The organism is Salinihabitans flavidus (assembly GCF_900110425.1).
In the GTDB taxonomy this organism is placed as follows: Bacteria; Pseudomonadota; Alphaproteobacteria; order Rhodobacterales; family Rhodobacteraceae; genus Salinihabitans; species Salinihabitans flavidus.
Map to the genome: position 1 here is coordinate 1 of NZ_FODS01000011.1, position 21,470 is coordinate 21,470.

The 21,470-nt window shown below is 62.6% G+C and carries 20 protein-coding genes; 2 read left to right on the plus strand and 18 right to left on the minus strand.

The annotated features are described in order from the left end of the window. The 17 genes from BMW66_RS10195 to BMW66_RS10275 all read right to left on the minus strand — a co-directional run. On the minus strand, positions 1-95 hold a 95-nt coding region (locus BMW66_RS10195), incomplete at its 3' end, for a GTP-binding protein (RefSeq protein ID WP_245729450.1). A gap of 53 nt (positions 96-148) precedes the next feature. After that, complete coding sequence (gene fusA, locus BMW66_RS10200) at positions 149-2,272, minus strand: elongation factor G (protein WP_093118106.1); 2,124 nt, start codon at positions 2,270-2,272, stop codon at positions 149-151. A gap of 19 nt (positions 2,273-2,291) precedes the next feature. Then, positions 2,292-2,762, minus strand: a complete 471-nt coding sequence (rpsG, locus tag BMW66_RS10205) for a 30S ribosomal protein S7 (protein ID WP_093118108.1) — start codon at positions 2,760-2,762, stop codon at positions 2,292-2,294. A 12-nt stretch (positions 2,763-2,774) separates the two neighbouring features. Beyond that, entirely contained in the window at positions 2,775-3,146 is a 372-nt protein-coding gene (gene rpsL / locus BMW66_RS10210; RefSeq protein ID WP_005862801.1) for a 30S ribosomal protein S12, read from the minus strand. A 306-nt stretch (positions 3,147-3,452) separates the two neighbouring features. Beyond that, positions 3,453-4,361 (minus strand): DMT family transporter, encoded by a 909-nt coding sequence (locus tag BMW66_RS10215; RefSeq protein WP_245729444.1) that lies wholly within the window; start codon positions 4,359-4,361, stop codon positions 3,453-3,455. Then, positions 4,331-5,161, minus strand: coding sequence for a glycosyltransferase (locus BMW66_RS10220; RefSeq protein ID WP_093118112.1), 831 nt, complete (start codon positions 5,159-5,161; stop codon positions 4,331-4,333). The genes BMW66_RS10215 and BMW66_RS10220 overlap by 31 nt, the downstream gene beginning before the upstream one ends. A gap of 131 nt (positions 5,162-5,292) precedes the next feature. After that, the gene (gene rpoC, locus BMW66_RS10225) at positions 5,293-9,534 is read right to left on the minus strand and encodes a DNA-directed RNA polymerase subunit beta' (protein WP_093118114.1); all 4,242 of its coding nucleotides are present in this window, start codon (positions 9,532-9,534) and stop codon (positions 5,293-5,295) included. Positions 9,535-9,622: 88 nt separating this feature from the next. Next, complete coding sequence (gene rpoB / locus BMW66_RS10230) at positions 9,623-13,759, minus strand: DNA-directed RNA polymerase subunit beta (RefSeq protein ID WP_093118115.1); 4,137 nt, start codon at positions 13,757-13,759, stop codon at positions 9,623-9,625. A gap of 293 nt (positions 13,760-14,052) precedes the next feature. Continuing rightward, positions 14,053-14,433, minus strand: a complete 381-nt coding sequence (rplL, locus tag BMW66_RS10235) for a 50S ribosomal protein L7/L12 (protein WP_093118117.1) — start codon at positions 14,431-14,433, stop codon at positions 14,053-14,055. A 72-nt stretch (positions 14,434-14,505) separates the two neighbouring features. Continuing rightward, complete coding sequence (gene rplJ / locus BMW66_RS10240) at positions 14,506-15,024, minus strand: 50S ribosomal protein L10 (RefSeq protein ID WP_093118119.1); 519 nt, start codon at positions 15,022-15,024, stop codon at positions 14,506-14,508. A 247-nt stretch (positions 15,025-15,271) separates the two neighbouring features. Then, positions 15,272-15,970, minus strand: a complete 699-nt coding sequence (rplA, locus tag BMW66_RS10245; RefSeq protein WP_093118122.1) for a 50S ribosomal protein L1 — start codon at positions 15,968-15,970, stop codon at positions 15,272-15,274. Further along, positions 15,970-16,395, minus strand: coding sequence for a 50S ribosomal protein L11 (rplK, locus tag BMW66_RS10250; protein WP_093118124.1), 426 nt, complete (start codon positions 16,393-16,395; stop codon positions 15,970-15,972). Before rplK ends, rplA begins: the two co-directional genes overlap by 1 nt. A gap of 105 nt (positions 16,396-16,500) precedes the next feature. Continuing rightward, positions 16,501-17,034 carry a transcription termination/antitermination protein NusG gene (gene nusG, locus BMW66_RS10255; RefSeq protein WP_093118126.1) on the minus strand — a complete coding sequence of 178 codons (534 nt, stop codon included), beginning with the start codon at positions 17,032-17,034 and terminating at the stop codon, positions 16,501-16,503. 195 nt (positions 17,035-17,229) lie between these two features. Further along, a complete protein-coding gene (gene secE / locus BMW66_RS10260) occupies positions 17,230-17,427 on the minus strand; it encodes a preprotein translocase subunit SecE (protein ID WP_093118128.1) in 198 nt (65 codons plus the stop codon). 93 nt (positions 17,428-17,520) lie between these two features. Further along, positions 17,521-17,928: a hypothetical protein gene (locus BMW66_RS10265; protein WP_093118131.1), complete on the minus strand. Its 408-nt coding sequence runs from the start codon at positions 17,926-17,928 to the stop codon at positions 17,521-17,523. Positions 17,929-18,071: 143 nt separating this feature from the next. Beyond that, positions 18,072-18,719 carry a DUF1523 family protein gene (locus tag BMW66_RS10270; RefSeq protein WP_093118133.1) on the minus strand — a complete coding sequence of 216 codons (648 nt, stop codon included), beginning with the start codon at positions 18,717-18,719 and terminating at the stop codon, positions 18,072-18,074. 11 nt (positions 18,720-18,730) lie between these two features. Continuing rightward, complete coding sequence (locus tag BMW66_RS10275; protein WP_093118135.1) at positions 18,731-18,997, minus strand: hypothetical protein; 267 nt, start codon at positions 18,995-18,997, stop codon at positions 18,731-18,733. A gap of 175 nt (positions 18,998-19,172) precedes the next feature. Here BMW66_RS10275 and BMW66_RS10280 point away from each other — a divergent pair, with 175 nt between their 5' ends. Then, on the plus strand, positions 19,173-19,940 hold the full coding sequence (locus BMW66_RS10280) for an ion transporter (protein ID WP_093118137.1): 768 nt from the start codon (positions 19,173-19,175) through the stop codon (positions 19,938-19,940). An 88-nt stretch (positions 19,941-20,028) separates the two neighbouring features. After that, positions 20,029-20,973, plus strand: a complete 945-nt coding sequence (locus BMW66_RS10285; protein WP_093118140.1) for a P1 family peptidase — start codon at positions 20,029-20,031, stop codon at positions 20,971-20,973. A 149-nt stretch (positions 20,974-21,122) separates the two neighbouring features. On the opposite strand, the gene BMW66_RS10290 is transcribed toward BMW66_RS10285, so the two are convergent. Next, on the minus strand, positions 21,123-21,467 hold the full coding sequence (locus BMW66_RS10290) for an aldehyde dehydrogenase (RefSeq protein ID WP_093118142.1): 345 nt from the start codon (positions 21,465-21,467) through the stop codon (positions 21,123-21,125). Between the last annotated feature and the right edge of the window lie 3 nt (positions 21,468-21,470).

Consider the following 21,470-nt stretch of genomic DNA (forward strand, 5'->3'; position numbering starts at 1 on the left):
ATCGCCGCCGTCAGCGTCGTCTTGCCGTGGTCGACGTGGCCGATCGTGCCAATATTTACGTGCGGCTTGCCGCGCTCAAACTTTTGCTTTGCCATGATGGCCTCCTATTGTCTTATGCGGAGGGGGCACCTTGCCCCTCCCTGTTCGATTAGGCGTATTTTGCCTGGATTTCATCGCTGATGTTCTGCGGCACCGGATCGTAATGATCGAACTGCATCGTGAACTGCGCACGGCCCGAGGACATGGAGCGCAGCGTGTTGATGTAGCCGAACATGTTGGCCAGCGGCACGAAGGCGCTGAGCGCGATGGCGTTGCCGCGCGGCTCCTGCCCGGACACCTGCCCGCGGCGCGACGTCAGGTCGCCGATCACGCCCCCGGTATATTCTTCCGGGGTGATCACCTCGACCTTCATGATCGGTTCAAGCAGTTTCGCACCGGCCTTGCGCAGACCTTCACGCATGCACATCCGCGATGCGATCTCGAAGGCAAGAACCGACGAGTCGACATCGTGGAACTTGCCGTCGACCAGAGCCACCTTGAAGTCGATGACCGGGAAGCCCGCGATCGGACCGGAGTCCATGACCGACTTGATGCCCTTCTCGACGCCGGGGATATACTCCTTCGGCACCGAGCCGCCAACGATACGGGATTCGAAGGAATACCCCTCACCCGCCTCGGTCGGCGCGATCTCGAGCTTGACCTCGGCGAACTGACCGGAGCCACCCGACTGCTTCTTGTGGGTGTAGATATGTTCGATCTTGTGCGAAATCGTCTCGCGATAGGCCACCTGCGGCGCACCGATGTTGGCCTCGACCTTGAATTCGCGCTTCAGACGGTCGATCAGGATATCGAGGTGAAGCTCCCCCATGCCCTTCATGATCGTCTGACCCGATTCCAGATCAGTTTCCACGCGGAAGGACGGATCCTCTGCGGCCAGACGGGCCAGACCCTGCGACATCTTTTCCTGGTCGCCCTTGGTCTTGGGCTCCACCGCGATCTCGATCACCGGATCGGGGAACGTCATGGTTTCCAGAACCACGGCATCCTTCGCATCGCAGATCGTATCGCCCGTGGTGGTATCCTTCAGACCCGCCAGTGCAATGATGTCGCCAGCAAAGGCTTCCTCGATCTCCTCGCGGTTGTTCGAGTGCATCATCATCATCCGGCCAATGCGCTCTTTCTTGCCCTTGGTCGAATTGAGGATCGCGTCGCCCTTGCGCAGCACACCCGAATAGATGCGCGTGAAGGTCAGAGAGCCGACAAACGGGTCGTTCATGATCTTGAACGCCAGACCGGCGAACGGCATGGTGTCATCCGCCCGGCGGGGGATGTCGCGGGTCTCGGTGTCGTCGCCCGGCCGGAAGCCCATGTAATCGACCACGTCGAGCGGGCTCGGCAGGTAGTCGACCACGGCGTTGAGCAACGGCTGAACACCCTTGTTCTTGAACGCGGAGCCGCAAAGCACCGGAACGAACTTCAGATTGAGCGTGCCCTCGCGGATCAGGTTGCGCAGGGTCGGAATGTCGGGCTCCTCGCCTTCGAGGTAAGCCATCATCGCGTCGTCGTCCATTTCGACGGCGTTCTCGATGAGCTTGCCGCGCCATTCCTCGGCGGTGTCCTTCAGGCTGTCACGGATCGGCTGACGCACCCAGGAGGCGCCAAGATCTTCGCTGTTCCAGACCCATTCTTCCATGGTGACGAGATCGACGATGCCCTCGAGCTCGTGCTCCGCGCCGATCGGAATCTGGATCGGGGCCGCGATCGCGCCGGTGCGGTCTTCGATCATGGCCACGCAGTTGAAGAAATCCGCGCCGATCTTGTCCATCTTGTTGACGAACACGATGCGCGGCACCTTGTAACGGTCGGCCTGGCGCCAGACGGTTTCGGTCTGCGGCTCGACACCGGCGTTGGCGTCCAGAACGGCAACCGCACCATCGAGCACCGCCAGAGACCGCTCCACCTCGATGGTGAAGTCGACGTGGCCGGGCGTGTCGATGATGTTCATCCGGTACTTGGTTTCGTAGGTGCCCTCAGTGGTCGGATCTTCCTGCCACTGCCAGAAGGTCGTGGTGGCGGCCGACGTGATGGTGATACCGCGCTCCTGCTCCTGCTCCATCCAGTCCATGGTGGCGGCGCCATCATGCACCTCACCCAGGTTGTGGGATTTGCCGGTGTAAAACAGGATGCGCTCCGAGCAGGTGGTCTTGCCTGCGTCGATATGCGCCATGATGCCGAAGTTGCGGTAGCGTTCGAGCGGATATTCGCGTGCCATTGATCTCAGTCCTCTGGGGTTACCAGCGATAATGGCTGAAGGCTTTGTTCGCCTCGGCCATCTTGTGGGTGTCTTCGCGCCGCTTGACGGCGGTACCGCGGGAGTTCACGGCATCCATGAGCTCGCCGGCAAGGCGTTCTTCCATGGTATGCTCGTTGCGCTTGCGCGATGCGGTGATCAGCCAGCGGATGGCCAGGGCCTCGCGGCGCTCGGGGCGCACTTCCACGGGAACCTGATAGGTCGCACCGCCAACCCGGCGGGAACGCACCTCGACCGAGGGCTTGATGTTGTCGAGCGCCTCATGGAACACCTCGACAGGGGAGCGCTTGATCTTGGTCTCAACGCGCTCCATCGCGTTGTACACGATATTCTCGGCGACCGACTTCTTGCCGTCGATCATGAGGTTGTTCATGAACTTGGTCAGCACACGGTCGCCATATTTGGCGTCGGGCAGGATTTCGCGCTTCTCGGCAGCGTGACGACGGGACATTGATGTCTCTCCTTACTTCGGACGCTTCGCGCCGTATTTCGAGCGGCGCTGCTTACGATCTTTGACGCCCTGGGTATCCAGCACGCCACGCAGAATATGGTAGCGGACACCCGGAAGGTCCTTCACACGACCGCCGCGGATCAGAACAACAGAGTGTTCCTGAAGGTTGTGGCTTTCGCCGGGAATATAGCTGATCACTTCGTAGCCGTTGGTCAGGCGCACCTTCGCCACTTTCCGCATGGCCGAGTTCGGCTTCTTCGGAGTGGTGGTGTAGACACGCGTGCAGACGCCGCGCTTTTGCGGGCACTGCTCAAGGTGTTGCGACTTCGAGCGTTTTACTTTGGGCTGACGCGGCTTGCGGATCAGCTGCTGAATTGTTGGCATTGGGCCTCTTTCCCCGTTTCCTACACAAGTGTTTCGCGGGTTGCCCCGCATGATGTCTCAACTCGGCGCAGCCTGTGCGTCCACAAGCGCAAAAACCGCAATCGCTCCCATTCCGAGGTGAACGACGCGGTGGGTTCTCAGAGGATCGGGACGATGAAATTGTCCGGATCTTGACCACTTCAGATATGATATCGGCGCGCAGGGGCGACCCCCAATAGCCGGATGCACGGCGTATAGGGGGAGTCGGGGGGGTTGTCAACAGCACTTGCGCGCTTGAATTGCGGGGGCGTCGCGCTCAGTCCCGGCTCAGGATCGCAGGCGTGCGCGCCGCGCCACCCGGCCCTCGCGATAAAAGGTAAAGACCCCGGTTGCCACCACGATGGCCGACCCCAGAAGCGTCAAGGGCTCGGGCCAGTGACCGAAGGCGATCCATCCCAGAACCAGAGCCCAGAGCAACCCCGAATACCGGAACGGCGCGATGAAGGACATCTCGCCCACCCGCATCACCATCACCGAAAAGAGATAGCCCCCGAAGATCAGGACCGACGCGCCAAGGATCAACCCGGCGTCGCGCACACCGACCGCCACCCATGTCTCGCCCGTCGTTGCCACGGCCGAGAAGATCAGAACCCCCACCGAGGCCGAGAGCGTGATCATCATCGACGGCGCCGCCGAGGACATGCGCCGCGTCACCAGATCGCGCAGCGTCACGAACCCGACCGCCATGAGGGCATACCCAGCGTTGACGTCGAATCCCTCAGGCCCCGGCCGCACGATGAGAAGCACCCCGCAAAACCCGACAAGAATGGCCACCATCCGACGCCAGCCGACCGGCTCCTTGAAGAACAGGGCAACTCCAAGCGTCATCGTCAACGGAAGCACCTGAAGAATAGCGGTGATATTGGCGATGGGCATATGCCGCAGCGCGGTGATGAAAAAGAACGCCGCCCCCACCTCCGCAAGGGACCGCACCGCAATCAGCGACCAGTCCCGCGCGCCGAACCGCCAGCGCAGCGCCCCCATGTACCAGGCAAGGCCGCAGATCAGTATCGTTGTCGCCATCCCCCGCAGCATCAGTAGCTGAAACAGCGGCATGTCCCCCGACACCGCCTTGACGCAGGCATCGTTGAAGGTGAAGGCGGCCATGCTGGCGGTCATGATCAGCGCACCGCGCGCGTTGTCGCTCAGTCCCGCGGCGGGCATTTCAGTCGCCATATATCCTGCATTTCCATTCCGAAGTGAGATCGGATCTGCTTTTCGATCCGACGCGGGCCGTGCCTGCCACGAAGACCGCGCTTCATGACCCTGTCGATATTCTCACCATGCACCGTCCGGAGAAACACCGGAAAGGAAATATCCGAATAAGTGTTGAAATGCTGCGCCACCGCGCGATGATTGTAGCGATACGGATTGAGGTGATACCCCGCCCGCGACAGAAGTGCCGTGCCGGTCGAGAGCGGCTCGCGCTCCACCGTGTCATAGACCTCGTGGGGTTCATCCTCTTTCATCTCGACATAGAAGCCGCGGTTGAAGGCAATGGCCGTGGGCTCGTCCGTTCCGCCCAAGTCAAGCAGGCCATGCGACAGGTGCTTGAGCCGCTCCACGAAGGTCATGCAGACCGCATCGTCATTGTCGAGCCGGAACGCCGCGCGGTGGGTGTATCCATCGTGCGGAATGCTGTCATAGGCTCTTCGGATCAGGCGGTGCTGCTTTTCCACCCCTTCGGCGTGCACATGCAGATTGCCATACGGCGCGACCAGCGCCTCAAGCCGTTCACGCGCGTAATCGGGGAGCTCGATCGACGTCAGCAGCACCAACTGGAAGTCCGGATCGGTCTGCCGCAGAAGCGACGGCAGGCCGAGGTTCTCGAAGATGTGGAAACGCCAGCCCAGAGAGCCGCTATCAAACAGGTATTGCCGAAGCCGATCCATCCCCCCGTAAAGATCGACGGCAAAGCCCTCTGCGAGAACAGAGAACCGAATGACCCCGACAACCTGAATGCGAACGTCTTTCATCGCAACCCCAGCACACTGCAACAGTAAACAAATGAACGCGAATCTATCGTCAATGGCGGGGGCCAGTCCACAATAGAAAACCCCCCGGCGGAGCGTCCGCCGGGGGGCAAGTTCGGTTGTGGCAGCGCCGCTTATTCCTCGCGGCTCTCCGGCACATCGGAGAATCCGCTGCCAAAGACATCCTCGGCGCCCGCCTCTTCGGACGGGGCAGCCAGTGCCGCCGCCTCTGCCTCTTCGCGGCGCGCCTCCAGCACGACATTGTCACGCTCGCTCGCAATGCGGCGCACGCGCTGCGTCGCCCCGCCGGTGCCCGCCGGGATCAGGCGGCCCACGATCACGTTCTCCTTGAGACCCACGAGCTTGTCGACCTTGCCCTGCACCGAAGCCTCGGTCAGAACGCGGGTCGTCTCCTGGAAGGAGGCGGCCGAGATGAAGCTGCGGGTCTGAAGGCTGGCCTTGGTGATGCCAAGCAGGATCGGCTCGCCCTTGGCCGGGCGCCCGCCTTTCGAAATCGCCTTTTCACAGGCGGCCTCGAATTCCTGCTTGTCCACATGCTCCCCCTTGAGAAGCGTGGTTTCCCCACTGTCGAGGATCTCCCACTTCTGAAGCATCTGGCGCACGATGACCTCGATGTGCTTGTCGTTGATCTTCACGCCCTGAAGGCGATAGACCTCCTGCACCTCGTTGATCATGTAGTTTGCCAGCGCCTCGACCCCCATGATCGACAGGATGTCGTGCGGGGCCGGGTTGCCGTCCATGATGTAATCGCCCTTCTGGACGAAATCCCCTTCCTGAACGGGAATGTGCTTACCCTTGGGCACCATGTATTCGACAGGCTCAAGGCTCTCGTCCGACGGTTCGATGCTGATCCGACGCTTGTTCTTGTAGTCCTTGCCAAATCGCACATAGCCGTCGATTTCGGCGATGATCGCGTGATCTTTTGGGCGACGTGCCTCGAACAGTTCGGCCACACGGGGCAGACCCCCGGTAATGTCCTTGGTCTTGGCACCCTCGCGCGGAATCCGCGCCACAACGTCACCGGCCGTGACCGCCTGTCCGTCCTCGACCGACAGAATCGCATCCACCGACATCGGGTAATGCACAGGATTGCCCGCATCGGTGCGCACCGGCTCGCCATCGTCGTCCACAAGGATGATCTCGGGCTTGAGTTCATTGCCCTTGGGCGCCGACCGCCAGTCGCTGACGATCTTCTGGGTCATGCCGGTGGCATCGTCGGTGTCCTCGCGGACCGACACGCCATTGACAAGATCGACATGCCGCGCGGTCCCCGATTTCTCGGCGATGATCGGCAGGGTATAGGGGTCCCACTCGAACAGCTTGTCGCCGCGTGCCACCTTGTCGCCCTCCGCCACGAAGAGCTTGGTGCCATAGCCGACCTTGTGGCTGGCCAGTTCCAGATCGCCCTCACCGATGATCCGCAGCTTCATGTTGCGGCCCATCGCCAGCATCTCGCCGCTGGAATTCTCCAGAATCTGGGCGTTCTCGAAGGCGATGGTGCCAGACTGGCTCGCTTCGAGGAAGGACTGCTGCCCGCCCTGCGCGACACCGCCGATGTGGAACGTCCGCATCGTAAGCTGCGTGCCGGGCTCGCCGATCGACTGCGCGGCGATGATGCCGACGGCCTCGCCGACGTTCACGGTCGTCCCGCGCGCCAGATCGCGGCCATAGCATTTGGCGCAGACACCTTCCTCGGCCTCGCACGTCAGCGCGCTGCGGATGCGAACCGTCTGGATCGCCGCCTCGTCGATGTTATCGGCGGCCCGCTCGTCGATGAGCTGCCCCTGCGGAACAAGAACCTCGCCCGTGATCGGGTTCGCGATGTCGTCCGCAGCCACCCGGCCCAGCACACGCTCGGCCAGAGAGGCCACAATCTCACCATCGTTCACCGCCGGCTCGACCGTGATCGCCTGATCGGTCCCGCAATCGTTCATGCGCACGATGCAATCCTGCGCCACGTCGACAAGACGGCGGGTCAGATACCCCGAGTTCGCGGTTTTCAACGCCGTGTCCGACAGACCCTTCCGGGCGCCGTGGGTGGAGTTGAAGTATTCAAGAACGGTCAGACCTTCCTTGAAGTTCGAGATGATCGGCGTTTCGATGATGTCGCCGTTCGGCTTGGCCATCAGGCCCCGCATCCCGCCGAGCTGTTTCATCTGCGTCACCGACCCCCGCGCGCCGGAGTGGGCCATCATGTAGACCGAGTTCGGCTCGCGGACGGAGCCATCCTCGTCCTTTGTGTCCGCCGAGATGGTGCCCATCATCGCCTCGGTCACCTTGTCGTTGGCTTTCGACCAGGCATCCACGACCTTGTTGTATTTCTCACCCTGGGTGATCAGGCCGTCCATGTATTGCTGTTCGAAATCCTTCACCTGATCACGGGTTTCATCGACAAGGGTCCACTTGTTGTCCGGAACCACCATGTCGTCCTTTCCGAACGAGATGCCGGCCCGGAACGCCTCGCGGAAGCCCATGGTCATAATCTGGTCGCAGAAAATAACCGATTCCTTCTGCCCGCAATAGCGATAGACGTTGTCGATGATCTGCTGCACCTCTTTCTTGCGCAGAAGGCGGTTGACCAGATCGAACGGCGCCCTCGTGTTCTGCGGCAGAAGTGCCCCAAGCCGGACACGGCCCGGCGTGGTCTCATAGCGTTTGGAGATTTCCAGTCCGTTCTCGTCGATCTGCGGAATACGCGCCGTGATCTTCGCATGCAGATGCACCGCCCCGCTGTCGAGCGCATGTTGCACCTCCTCGATGGAGCTGAAGACCATGCCTTCGCCCTTCATGCCTTCGCGCATGATGGTGGTGTAGTAGAGTCCGAGGATCATGTCCTGCGACGGCACGATGATCGGCGCGCCGTTGGCCGGCGACAGCACGTTGTTCGTGGACATCATCAGAACGCGCGCCTCAAGCTGCGCTTCAAGGCTGAGCGGGACGTGAACGGCCATCTGGTCACCGTCGAAGTCCGCGTTGAAGGCCGAGCAGACCAGCGGATGAAGCTGGATCGCCTTGCCTTCGATCAGAACCGGCTCGAACGCCTGGATGCCCAGACGGTGCAGCGTCGGCGCCCGGTTGAGAAGCACCGGATGCTCACGGATCACCTCGTCGAGGATATCCCACACCTCGGGGCGTTCCTTCTCCACCAGCTTCTTGGCCTGTTTCACGGTGCTCGAAAGACCCTTGGCCTCCAGCCGCGAATAGATGAACGGCTTGAACAGCTCCAGCGCCATCTTCTTGGGCAAGCCACACTGATGCAGCTTCAGCTCCGGGCCGGTCACGATGACCGACCGCCCCGAGAAGTCCACACGCTTGCCGAGCAGGTTCTGGCGGAACCGGCCCTGCTTGCCCTTGAGCATGTCCGAAAGCGATTTCAGCGGCCGTTTGTTGGCCCCCGTGATCACCCGGCCGCGGCGTCCGTTGTCGAACAGCGCATCGACCGATTCCTGCAACATCCGCTTTTCGTTGCGCACGATGATGTCGGGCGCGCGCAGCTCGATGAGCCGCTTGAGGCGGTTGTTGCGGTTGATCACCCGGCGATAGAGATCGTTGAGATCCGAGGTTGCGAACCGCCCGCCGTCCAGCGGCACAAGCGGGCGCAGTTCCGGCGGGATGACCGGGATCACGGTCATGATCATCCACTCCGGCCGATTGCCGGATTCAAGGAAGCTCTCGACCACTTTCAGGCGCTTGATGATCTTCTTGGGCTTCAGCTCGCCCGTGGCCTCGGCCAGATCGGCGCGCAGGTTCTCCGCCTCCGATTCCAGATCGATCGCGGCCAGCATGTCGCGGATCGCCTCGGCGCCGATATTGGCGGTGAAGGCGTCCATGCCATACTGGTCCTGGGCGTCCATGAACTCTTCCTCGGTCATCATCTGACCGTAGGTGAGGTCCGTCAGGCCCGGTTCGATCACCACGTAATTCTCGAAATAGAGCACCCGCTCAAGATCGCGCAGCGTCATGTCGAGCATCAGGCCGATGCGGCTGGGCAGCGACTTCAGAAACCAGATATGCGCCACCGGAGATGCCAGCTCGATATGGCCCATACGCTCGCGCCGGACTTTCTGAAGCGTCACCTCGACGCCGCATTTCTCGCAGACAACGCCGCGGTATTTCATTCGCTTGTACTTGCCGCACAGGCATTCGTAATCCTTGATCGGGCCAAAGATACGCGCGCAGAACAGGCCGTCACGCTCGGGTTTGAACGTGCGGTAATTGATGGTTTCGGGTTTCTTGATCTCGCCGTAAGACCACGACAGGATGCGCTCGGGCGATGCCAGAGAGACCTTGATCTCGTCAAAGACCTTTGTCGGGGTGAGCGGGTTGAACGGGTTGTTTGTCAGTTCCTGGTTCATCTTGATACCTCAAATCGGTGCGGGACGGTGGAAGGATGGGCGGACCTTTGCGAAAAGATCCGCCCGGTAAGAATTTTCCGCGAAATCCTTACCCCTCTTCCTCCTCCTCCAGGAGTTCCATGTTCAGACCGAGGCCGCGAACCTCTTTCACGAGAACGTTGAAGGATTCGGGCACGCCGGCCTCGAAGTTGTCCTCGCCCTTGACAATCGACTCGTAGACCTTGGTCCGGCCCGCCACGTCGTCCGACTTCACGGTCAGCATTTCCTGAAGGGTGTAGGCGGCGCCATAGGCTTCCAGCGCCCAGACCTCCATTTCCCCCAGACGCTGGCCACCGAACTGTGCCTTGCCGCCCAACGGTTGTTGGGTCACGAGGCTGTAGGGTCCGGTCGAACGCGCGTGGATCTTGTCATCGACAAGGTGGTGCAGTTTCAACATGTACTTGATGCCGACGGTCACCGGCCGCGCGAAGGCCTCCCCGGTGCGCCCGTCATAGACGACCGATTGCCCCGAGGTGTCAAAACCCGCCCGTGCGAGGGCATCGTTGATGTCTTCCTCCTTGGCGCCATCGAACACCGGCGTTGCGATCGGCACGCCGTTGGTGACGTTGCCCGCCGCTTCGACCAGCGTTTCCTCGTCCATGCCGCTGATGCCCTCGTTGTAGACGTCGTCGCCATAGGCGAACTGCATCGAGTCACGTACCGGAGTCAGATCACCAGTGCGGCGATAATCGTCCAGCGCGTCCCCGATCTTGAGACCCAGCGCACGGCTGGCCCAGCCCATGTGGGTTTCCAGAATCTGCCCGACGTTCATCCGGCTGGGCACGCCCAGCGGATTGAGACAGATGTCAACCGGCGTGCCATCGGTGAGGAAGGGCATATCCTCCATCGGAACAACCTTGGAGACGACACCCTTGTTGCCGTGGCGCCCGGCCATCTTGTCGCCCGGCTGAAGCTTGCGCTTCACCGCGATGAAGACCTTGACCATCTTCATCACACCCGGCGGCAGGTCGTCGCCGCGGCGGACCTTCTCGACCTTGTCCTCGAACCGCGCGTCCAGGGCGCGCTTTTGCAGGTCGTATTGCTCGTTCAGGGCCTCGACGATCTGCGCGTCGGCCTCATCGGCCAGCGCGAGCTGCCACCACTGGCCGCGGCTCAGGCTTTCCAGAAGCTCTTCGGTGATCTGCGAGTTGGGCTTGACGCCCTTGGGCCCCTTCACCGCCACCTTGCCAAGGATCAGATCCTGAAGACGGGCATAGATGTTGCGGTCCAGAATCGCCAGCTCGTCATCGCGGTCGCGCGCCAGACGCTCGACCTCTTCACGCTCGATCTGAAGCGCACGCTCGTCCTTTTCCACGCCGTGGCGGTTGAACACACGCACCTCGACCACGGTGCCGAAATCGCCCGGCTTGACACGCAGCGAGGTGTCGCGCACGTCGCTGGCCTTCTCGCCGAAGATCGCGCGCAAGAGCTTCTCTTCCGGTGTCATCGGGCTTTCGCCCTTGGGGGTGATCTTGCCCACCATGATGTCGCCCGGCTCCACATCGGCGCCGATATAGACGATGCCCGCCTCGTCGAGGTTGCGCAGCGCCTCTTCGCCCACGTTGGGAATGTCGCGGGTGATCTCCTCGGGGCCAAGCTTGGTGTCCCGCGCCGCGACCTCGAATTCCTCGATGTGGATCGAGGTGAACACGTCATCGCGCGCGATGCGCTCGGAGATCAGGATCGAGTCCTCGTAGTTGTAGCCGTTCCAGGGCATGAAGGCGACAATCACGTTGCGCCCCACGGCCAGCTCGCCCATGTCCGTCGCCGGACCGTCGGCGATCACCTCGTCACGGACGACGGTATCGCCCACCTTGACCAGCGGACGCTGGTTTATGCAGCTGTTCTGGTTCGACCGCTGGAACTTGCGCAGGCGGTAGATGTCCACCCCCGGATCGCCCGGTTGCAGGTTTTCGGTCGCCCGAACCACGATCCGCTGCGCGTCCACCTGGTCGATGATCCCGGCGCGGCGCGCCATGATCGACGCCCCGCTGTCGCGCGCCACGGCGCCCTCGATCCCGGTCCCGACAAGCGGCGCCTCGGTTTGCACCAGCGGAAGCGCCTGACGCATCATGTTCGCCCCCATCAGGGCGCGGTTGGCGTCGTCATTCTCAAGGAACGGAATCAGCGAGGCCGCCACGGACACAAGCTGCTTCGGGCTCACGTCGATCAGGTCCACGCTCTCGTTCGGCGCCAGCATGTATTCGCCCGCCTGGCGGGTGCTGACCAGATCGTTCACGAACCGGGCGTCCTCATCCAGTTTGGCGTTCGCCTGCGCAACGGTGTGGCGCGATTCCTCGGTCGCCGACATATAGACGACCTCATCGCTCACCTGCCCGTTCGCGACCCTGCGATACGGGGTTTCGATGAACCCGTACTTGTTGACCCGCGCGAAGGTGGCCAGAGAGTTGATCAGACCGATGTTCTGACCTTCCGGCGTTTCGATCGGACAGATGCGGCCGTAGTGGGTGGGGTGCACGTCGCGCACCTCGAAGCCCGCCCGCTCCCGCGTGAGGCCCCCCGGTCCAAGCGCCGAAAGGCGCCGCTTGTGCGTCACTTCCGAAAGCGGGTTGGTCTGGTCCATGAACTGTGAAAGCTGGCTGGAGCCGAAGAATTCCCGCACCGCCGCCGCCGCCGGTTTCGCGTTGATCAGATCCTGCGGCATCACCGTGTCGATCTCGACACTGGACATGCGCTCCTTGATGGCGCGCTCCATGCGCAGCAGACCGACGCGATACTGGTTTTCCATCAGCTCGCCCACGGACCGCACCCGGCGGTTGCCGAGGTGGTCGATGTCGTCCACGTCGCCCTTGCCGTCGCGCAGTTCCACCAGCGCCTTGATGCAGGCCACGATATCCTCGCGGCGCAGGGTGCGCTGCGTGTCGTCCGCATCGAGGTTGAGGCGCATGTTCATCTTCACGCGTCCCACCGCCGACAGGTCATAGCGCTCGGAATCGAAGAACAGCGTCTCGAATAGCGCCGAGGCCGCCTCCACGGTGGGCGGCTCGCCGGGGCGCATGACCCGGTAGATATCCATGAGCGCGGTATCGCGGCCCAGGTTCTTGTCCATCGCCATGGTGTTGCGGATGTAGGGGCCGACATTGATATTGTCGATGTCGAGCACCGGAATGTCGGTGACCCCGGCGTCCATCAACTCCTTGAGGGTTCCGCCGGACACTTCGCCATTCTTGCCGTGCTCGAGCGTCAGTTCGTCTCCCGCCTCGACATAGATCGCGCCGTTTTCCTCGTTGATGATGTCACGGGCGACATACTTGCCGACGATGTGCTCGAACGGCACCAGCAGGTCGGAGATGTTGCCCTCGTCGATCATTTTCTTGACCGCCCGCGGGGTGATCTTCTTGCCGGCCTCGGCGATCACCTCGCCGGTGGCGGCGTCCACAAGATCATAGGTCGGGCGAGTGCCGCGCATACGCTCGGGGAAGAACTTCGTGACCCAGCCCTTGTTTTTCACCAGCTTGTAATCGACCGTGTCGTAATAGGCCTGCATGATCGCTTCCTGATCGAGCCCGAGGGCATAGAGCAGGGTCGTCACCGGCAGCTTGCGGCGGCGGTCGATACGCGCATAGACGATATCCTTGGCGTCGAACTCGAAATCGAGCCACGAGCCGCGATAGGGAATGATCCGGCAGGTAAAGAGCAGCTTGCCCGAGGAATGGGTCTTGCCCTTGTCGTGGTCAAAGAACACACCGGGGGAGCGGTGCATCTGGCTGACGATCACGCGCTCGGTGCCGTTCACGACAAAGGTGCCGTTCGGCGTCATGAGGGGCATGTCCCCCATGAACACGTCCTGCTCCTTGATATCCTTGACGGATTTGGCGCCGGTGTCGTCGTCCACATCGAACACGATGAGCCGGAGCGTCACCTTGAGCGGCGCGGCATAGGTCATGTCGCGTTGCTGGCATTCCTCGACATCGTATTTCGGCTTCTCAAGCTCGTATTTCACGAACTCGAGAACCGAGGTCTCATTGAAATCCTTGATCGGGAACACCGACTGGAACACGCCCATGATCCCTTCACCCTCGGCAGGCTTTTCGCCGTCGCCGGAATGCAGGAACAGGTCGTAGGAGGCTTTCTGAACCTCGATCAGGTTCGGCATCTCCAGCACTTCGCGGATCTTGCCGTAGTATTTACGCAAACGTTTCTGGCCAAGGAAGGATTGAGCCATGGGTCTGGTCGCCTTTCAGTTTCTCATCGGTCGCCAATGCCGTCGGGCCCCGGCATCGCGCCCTCTCGAGATGGTCGAGTTTCGGATCCATTCCCGGCCCCTGCCCACCAGCGGCCTCCCGATCCATGAACCTCGCCTGAGACAAATCCCCTTTGCCGGGGGTCTGTCCGAGACAGGTTCGGCTGGGCCCGGAAATCCCGGACCCAGCCCATTTTATCAGGGTTGCGGTGCGGCGGCGGTCACCCGCCCTGCACGCGCGCGGCACCCCCCGAACGGCGGGTGCCAACCCACCATCACTTGAGCTCGACCTCGGCGCCGGCTGCTTCCAGCTTGCCCTTGATCTCTTCGGCTTCGTCCTTGGAAACCTGCTCTTTCACGGCCTTGCCACCGGCTTCGACCAGTTCCTTGGCTTCTTTCAGACCAAGCCCGGTGATGCCGCGCACTTCCTTGATGACGTTGATCTTCGATGCGCCAGCCGACTTCAGGATGACGTCGAATTCGGTCTGCTCTTCGGCAGCCTCGCCACCGGCGCCCTCTGCGGGGCCGGCCATCATCACGGCGCCGCCGGAGGCGGGCTCGATGCCGTATTCATCCTTGAGGATGGTTTTCAGTTCTTGTGCTTCCAGCAGGGTCAGACCAACGATCTCTTCTGCCATTTTTTTCAGATCAGCCATATCTCGACTCTTTTCCGTTCTACAGTTGTGTTCCAACGTCGGGCGATTGCCTGAACGCGGTTCTCATGTTGCTTACGCGGCTTCCGTCTTGTCCTCGATGGTCGACAAGATGCCCGCGATGTTCGAAGCAGGTGCGCCAATGGCCCCGGCAATGTTCGAAGCAGGTGCGCCAAGCATGCCAGCGATCTGAGCGAGAAGCTCATCGCGCGAGGGCATTTTCGACACGTCTTCGACGCCGGCCCGGTCAAGAACGCTCTCTCCCATCGCCCCGCCAAGGATTTCGAACTTCTTGTTCTCCTTGGCGAAGTCCTCGGCCACCCTGGCTGCCGCCACGGGGTCCTCGGAATAGGTCAGAACGGTCATGCCCGACAGAAGGTCAGCAATGCTTGCGCAGGGCTTGCCCTCAAGGGCGATCTTGGCGAGCCTGTTCTTGGCAACGCGGACTGCGCTACCTGCGTCACGCGCCTTGGCGCGCAGGTTTTGCATGTCAGCAACAGTGAGACCCGCGTAGTGGGCAACCACTACGACGCCAGAGCTTTCGAAGATCTGGCCGAGTTCCTCGACCACTTTCTCTTTCTGGGCTCTATCCACAGTTTCACTCCAATTTTGGGGGTTTCCCCCCGGCTCAGTTGCGTCGGGTTTCCCCGACAGTCGGGTCCTCAACGTGGGGTCCCGAGGCCAGATCGCCCGAGGGCCGAAGCCACACGGTAAATTCGTCTCGTTTTCCCCATCTCGGGAAGGAATTATGAGCTGTCGCTCACCCTCCGTCTCGGACAGGACAGGGCCAATGGACTGGCCCCGCCATCTGGCCCCGGCCTGTTGGCCGGGAGCCAAATTCCTATTCGGCCGCCGCGTTATCCACGCTGACGGTCACGCCCGGCCCCATGGTCGAGGTCAGCGCGATCTTCTTGACGTAGGTGCCCTTCGCGCCTGCCGGCTTGGCCTTGAGCACGGCGCCCATGAAGGCACGCACATTCTCGACCAGCTTGGCCGCGTCGAACGACGCCTTGCCGACGCCGGCGTGAACCACACCGGCCTTCTCGGCCTTGAACTGCACTTCACCGCCCTTGGCGTTCTGCACGGCCTGCGCCACATCCATGGTCACCGTGCCGACCTTGGGGTTCGGCATCAGGTTGCGCGGGCCCAGCACCTTGCCCAGACGGCCGACGATCGGCATCATGTCCGGGGTCGCGATGCAGCGGTCAAAGTTGATCTCGCCGCCCTGGATGGTCTCCATCAGGTCTTCGGCGCCAACGATGTCGGCCCCTGCCGCGCGGGCTTCGTCCGCCTTGGCGTCACGGGCGAAAACCGCCACGCGCACAGTCTTGCCGGTCCCGTTCGGAAGACCGACCACGCCGCGCACCATCTGATCGGCGTGCCGCGGATCGACCCCGAGGCAGACGGCGATCTCGACGGTTTCATCGAACTTGGCGGTGGCGTTGCCCTTGACCAGCTTGACCGCCTCTTCGACGGTGAGATTGGTCTTGCCCTCGACGGCGGAGCGCGCCGTCTTGCTGCGTTTTCCGAGTTTTGCCATCACTTCACCTCGATGCCCATGGAGCGCGCCGAGCCAAGGACGATCTGCATGGCAGCCTCGATGTTGGTCGCGTTCAGGTCTTTCATTTTCGCTTCGGCGATCTCTTTCACCTGGGCGGGGGTCACGGTGCCGACGGTTTCACGGCCCGGTGTCTTCGCGCCGGATTTCAGTTTCGCGGCCTTCTTCAGATAATAGGACGCCGGGGGCGTCTTGATATCGATCGTGAAGGACTTGTCCTGATAGTAGCTGATCACGGTCGGACAGGGGGCGCCCTGCTCCATCTCCTGCGTCTTGGCGTTGAACGCCTTGCAGAATTCCATGATGTTCAGACCGCGCTGACCCAGAGCCGGGCCCACGGGCGGCGACGGATTCGCCTGACCTGCAGGCACCTGCAGCTTCATCTTGCCGATTAGTTTCTTGGCCATCTGGCCTCTCCTTCTTTCCAACACCCCCGGGGCGCGCCCCGGCGGCCTGCGTTGTCGTGGTCAGGCTTGGCGGTCGCGACCGCCGCCCCTCCCACGCTCGGCACGTCAGGTCTGCTTGGTGACCTGCGTGAATTCCAGCTCGACCGGGGTTTCCCGGCCGAAGATCGACACCATCACCTTCAGGCGCTGGTTGTCGTCGTCCACATCCTCGACCATGCCGTCGAAATCCTCGAACGGCCCGTCGTTGACCTTCACCCTGTCGCCCACGTCGAAACTGATGAGCGTGCGCGGCTGATCCTCGCCTTCCTGAACGCGGTTGAGGATCTGGTTCACCTCGGCGTCGCGCATCGGCATCGGGCGGCCCTGCGGTCCGAGAAAGCCGGTGACGCGGTTGATCGAGTTGATCAGGTGATACCCCTTGTCGCTCATCTCCATGTGGACAAGCACATAGCCGGGCATGAAGCGGCGCTCGGTCGTGACCTTCTTGCCGCGACGCACCTCGATGACCTCTTCGGTCGGCACCAGAACCTCGTCAATCTGGTCCTCAAGACCCTGTTCGGCCACCGACAGCCGGATCTGTTCGGCGATCTTCTTCTCGAAATTCGAGAGCACGCTCACCGAATACCACCGCTTCGCCATATATCCGTTCTTCCCGTCCTGATTCGGCCAGTCGCCGAAAATCCCGTGTTTTCAAAGACCTGACCGGCCTCTCCGAAACAAAAAATCGGCGCGCAACACGAATCGCCGCACGCCAACTCTCGGAGGTTCCCTGCCCTCTACAACTCTGCTCTGCCGAATTCAAGAGGCCGGGGCAATTTTACGTCATTCGGCCGCTCAGCCGAAAAACGCCAGAACCCCCTGCAATCCGCCGCGAATGAGCAGATCGACCAGCGCGAAGAACACCGCCGTCAGCGCCGCCATGATGAACACCATCACAGTGGTCAGCAACACCTCGCGCCGCGTCGGCCATACGACCTTGGCGACTTCCGCGCGCACCTGCTGGATGAAGGTAAAGGGATTGGTTTTGGCCATGATGCAACTTCTTCGACTGGGTCAGGGGGCCACATACGCGGCCCCGGAGCCGAATTCAAGGGCGGGATTGCACCCACCCGCATGTCGACACGATCAGGCCGACCGGACACCCGGCCCGATCAGCAGCCACCGCAACACACACACGGCACCGCCCGCAAGCCGTTCCGGCCCGATCAGCACCGCAAACGCCATCATCAAGACCGCCGCCTGCGGCAACATCAAGACAAAGGGCCACAGATGCGCCGCGCCAAGATATGTCAGGCCGGCAATCACGATCCATCTCTGACTCTGCCGCACACGCCGACGCCATTCGACCTCGGTTATCCCGTGAAGATCGGGCGCATTGCGCCGCATGGCGCGTGCGACCCGGCTTTCCTGCTCCTTGCGGTGCTGCCGCTCCGCTGCGCGCAATCGGCGCCGTGTCTCCGCCGAGATCCGCACGATCTCGCCGTGCAGTTCCGGGTCCGCGTCCCGCGCCCACTTTGCCTCCATGTCCCGCATGGTATCACCCTTTTACGCTACCGCCCCCGGTGGGGTCGATCACTCACCAACAAAGGCAGGGACTTACCCCACCGAATTGGTACAATCAGGGCCACAAACGGGCGATTTCGTGCTCAGGGGTTCGATATGCGGCCAGATTGTGGCTACCGCCGCCGGCGCCCGCCGCCGAACCAGCGTGCGATGCGTCCGCGCTTTTCGGCAAGCGAATCCCCCGCCGAGTCGAAACTGTCGCCCATGTCCTCCAGCATCGGATCGATCCGCGCCGCGCGGAACCGCCGCCAGCGCACCCAGATCGCCCAGAAAATGGCCGCAAGCAACGTCAGAACGATGATCTTGAAATACGGCACGATGGTCACATCCGGCCCCTCGACCTCCCACACGCTCACCGCGTTGGGATAGATCGACAGGAACTCGTTGCGCCAGCCGTAATGCCGAATCACCACCCATTGCGGCGACTCCTTGACGGATTTCAGGTCCGCCGCCTCGGCCTGAAGGTTGGAGGTGTCGAACTTGAAATACGGTGGCCAGCCCCAGCCGGTGTCCTCGTTGCGATAGATCACCGGATCGCCGTCCTCGCGCACGGTCTGCATGAAGAACACGTCGCGATTGACCTGCCCTTCGGCGTTTCCGCTTCCCGGCGAGGTCCAGAAGATCGAGTTCTCCCCGAAATCCACCCGCGTTTCATAGGTGTCGATGATCCGCACCACGTCATGCTGCGGCAGCGTATAATGCAGGAATGCCGCCACCAGCAGCCAGAACAGCCCGATAAAGCCCCATTTGAAATAGACCATGAACGGCCCCCTCAATAAAAATTCGTCAGATAGATAATCGTGACCACCACCAGAACCGGCACCACATACACCCCGAGGATCAGCTTGCGCCGGATCGAATTGTCGTATCTCTCAAGTCCCCGCCGGATGAACGCCTCGCGGTCCGCCGTGGGCCGGCGTGCGTCCCACCGCTCTTGCAGCTTACGCCGCCGCACGCGCCGCGACCAGACCGACAGCCCGACGTAAATAATCGTCAGAACGACAAATCCAACACCCACCAGCCGGATCAGAGCAATCATCCCACCGCCTTTCGAACAGATCCGGGGCCACCGCCCCGCGCCACAGTCGCACGCCCGGCGGGCGCAGAAAACCCGGCATATGACAAGGCATATCGCCCCCGCCCGCCCGACGCCATCTTGCCCCGGTGCCCCGCGCTTGCCATATGGGGGCAGACCCCAGCGAACGGAGCCCCGCATGCGCGCGCGTATCGCCGCCTTCATCGACCATCCGGCCACCCAGAGGTTCATTTTCGGCGTGATCCTGTTCAACGCGGTGATCCTCGGGCTGGAAACATCGCAGCCCGTGATGGATGCCGCCGGACCGCTCATCACCTTGCTGGATCAGGCCTGCCTGTCGATCTTCGTGATCGAGCTTGCGTCGAAATTCTACGCCCGCGGGCTGCGCTTCTTCGCCAGCGGCTGGAACCTTTTCGACACGGTGATCGTCGGCGCCTCGCTCGTGCCGGGGGGCACCGGGCTTTCGGTGCTGCGCGCGCTTCGGGTGCTGCGGGTGCTGCGGGTGATCTCCGTCGCGCCGCGCCTGCGCCGGGTGGTCGAGGGGTTTCTGACCGCCCTGCCCAGCATGGGATCGGTCTTTTTGCTGATGGGGCTGATCTTCTATATCGGCGCGGTGATGTCGACCAAGCTGTTCGGGGAAGACTTCCCGCAATGGTTCGGCCATCTGGGGCGGTCCGCCTACACGCTGTTCCAGATCATGACGCTGGAAAGCTGGTCGATGGGCATCGTCCGCCCCGTGCTGGAGATTTATCCCGCCGCATGGGCCTTCTTCGTGCCCTTCATCCTTCTGACCACCTTTGCCGTGGTGAACCTTCTTGTGGGCCTGATCGTGAATTCGATGCAGGACGCCCACCACGCGGAGGATGTGGCGCGCACCGACACCTACCGCGACGAGGTGCTCACCCGGCTCGAAGCGATCGAACAGCGCCTGAAAGAGCGCGAGTGACGAGCGCGGCGGCGCCGCAAGCCCCCTTGCGCCCGCCCGGCGCCGCTGCTTGAGTGCGCGGAAAATCCCCAGCCAAAGGACTCCGCCCATGAAAACCGGCCCGCGCAACCTGATCACCGATGTCGCCGGGCTGCGCGTCGGCAACGCCCGCGACGACCGGATCAGAAGCGGGACGACCGTGCTGACCGCCGATGCGCCCTTCACCTGCGGGGTAAGCATCATGGGCGGCGCCCCCGGCACGCGCGAGACAGAGCTTCTGGCCCCCGACAAGACGGTGCAGCAGGTCGACGCGCTGGTGCTTTCGGGCGGGTCGGCCTTCGGTCTGGATGCCGCCTCCGGCGTGATGGAGGCGATGCGCGCGCAGGGGCGCGGATATACCGTCGGCGGGCAATGCGTGCCCATCGTGCCCACTGCGATTCTCTTCGATCTGCTCAACGGCGGCGACAAGGACTGGTCCGCCAACCCCTATCCCGCGCTGGGGGCGGCGGCGCTGGCCGGCGCGGCGGCGGATTTTTCTCTGGGGGCCGAGGGCGCGGGCACCGGCGCGCTTCTGGCCTGCGAAAAGGGCGGGCTGGGCTCGGCCTCCGTCGTGCTGCCAAACGGCGTGACGGTGGGCGCGCTGGTGGCGGTCAACGCGCTTGGCAACGCCACCGTGGACGGGCGGCATTTCTGGGCCGCCCCGTGGGAGATCGGCGCCGAGTTCGGCGGCCACGGCCCCGCGCCCGCCTATCCGACCGGATTTCCGCCAACCAAGCATTCGCTGCGCAACGCGGCCACCACGATCGCCATCGTCGCCACCGACGCCGCGCTCGATCAGGCGCAGTGCACGCGCATGGCCACTGCCGCGCATGACGGCATGGCCCGCGCGCTGGTGCCCTCGCACACCCCGCTCGACGGCGATCTCGTGTTTGCCGCCGCCACCGGCGCGGAGACCCTGACCGATCCTTCGGACGACACGCTCATGATCGGCCACGCGGCGGCGACCTGCCTCGCCCGCGCCATCGCCCGCGGCGTTCACCACGCGCAGGCGTGAGGCGCACTACTCCCGAAGAGGTTTTCCATTGCCCCGCGCGGGAACAAGGCCGAAGGCCGCCGCGCATCGCCGGGCCGCCCCCCGGCCCGGCGATCTGGCTCCTGTTCGTGCAAAGGCATTGAACTCGTCCGAGACGCAATTGTTTGTGGCTATGGGCGGGGAAAATGCGGCCGGTCGGTATTGTAGTGCTCGGACAAGTAATCGAGGATGATCTCACGATCCTCATCCGGGATTGGTTGCATCCCCTGTTCCTCAACCATCCATTTCAGAAGCTTGTCCCAGCCCTCTCGGGTCTGACCTTGCTGCGCCACGATCATCTCGGAATGGCAGGCCACGCAGTAGTTGTAAGTCACCTCGGCACCTTCTGCCGGATAGAGCGCGCCGACATCCCCCACATCGGCTGTCGTGCCGTCATGCCCGTCATCCGCTGCGGTGACGGCCATCGGAAAGGCGGCGGCCAGAGCCGCCGTCCAAAGTTTTTCTTTCCATCCCATGTC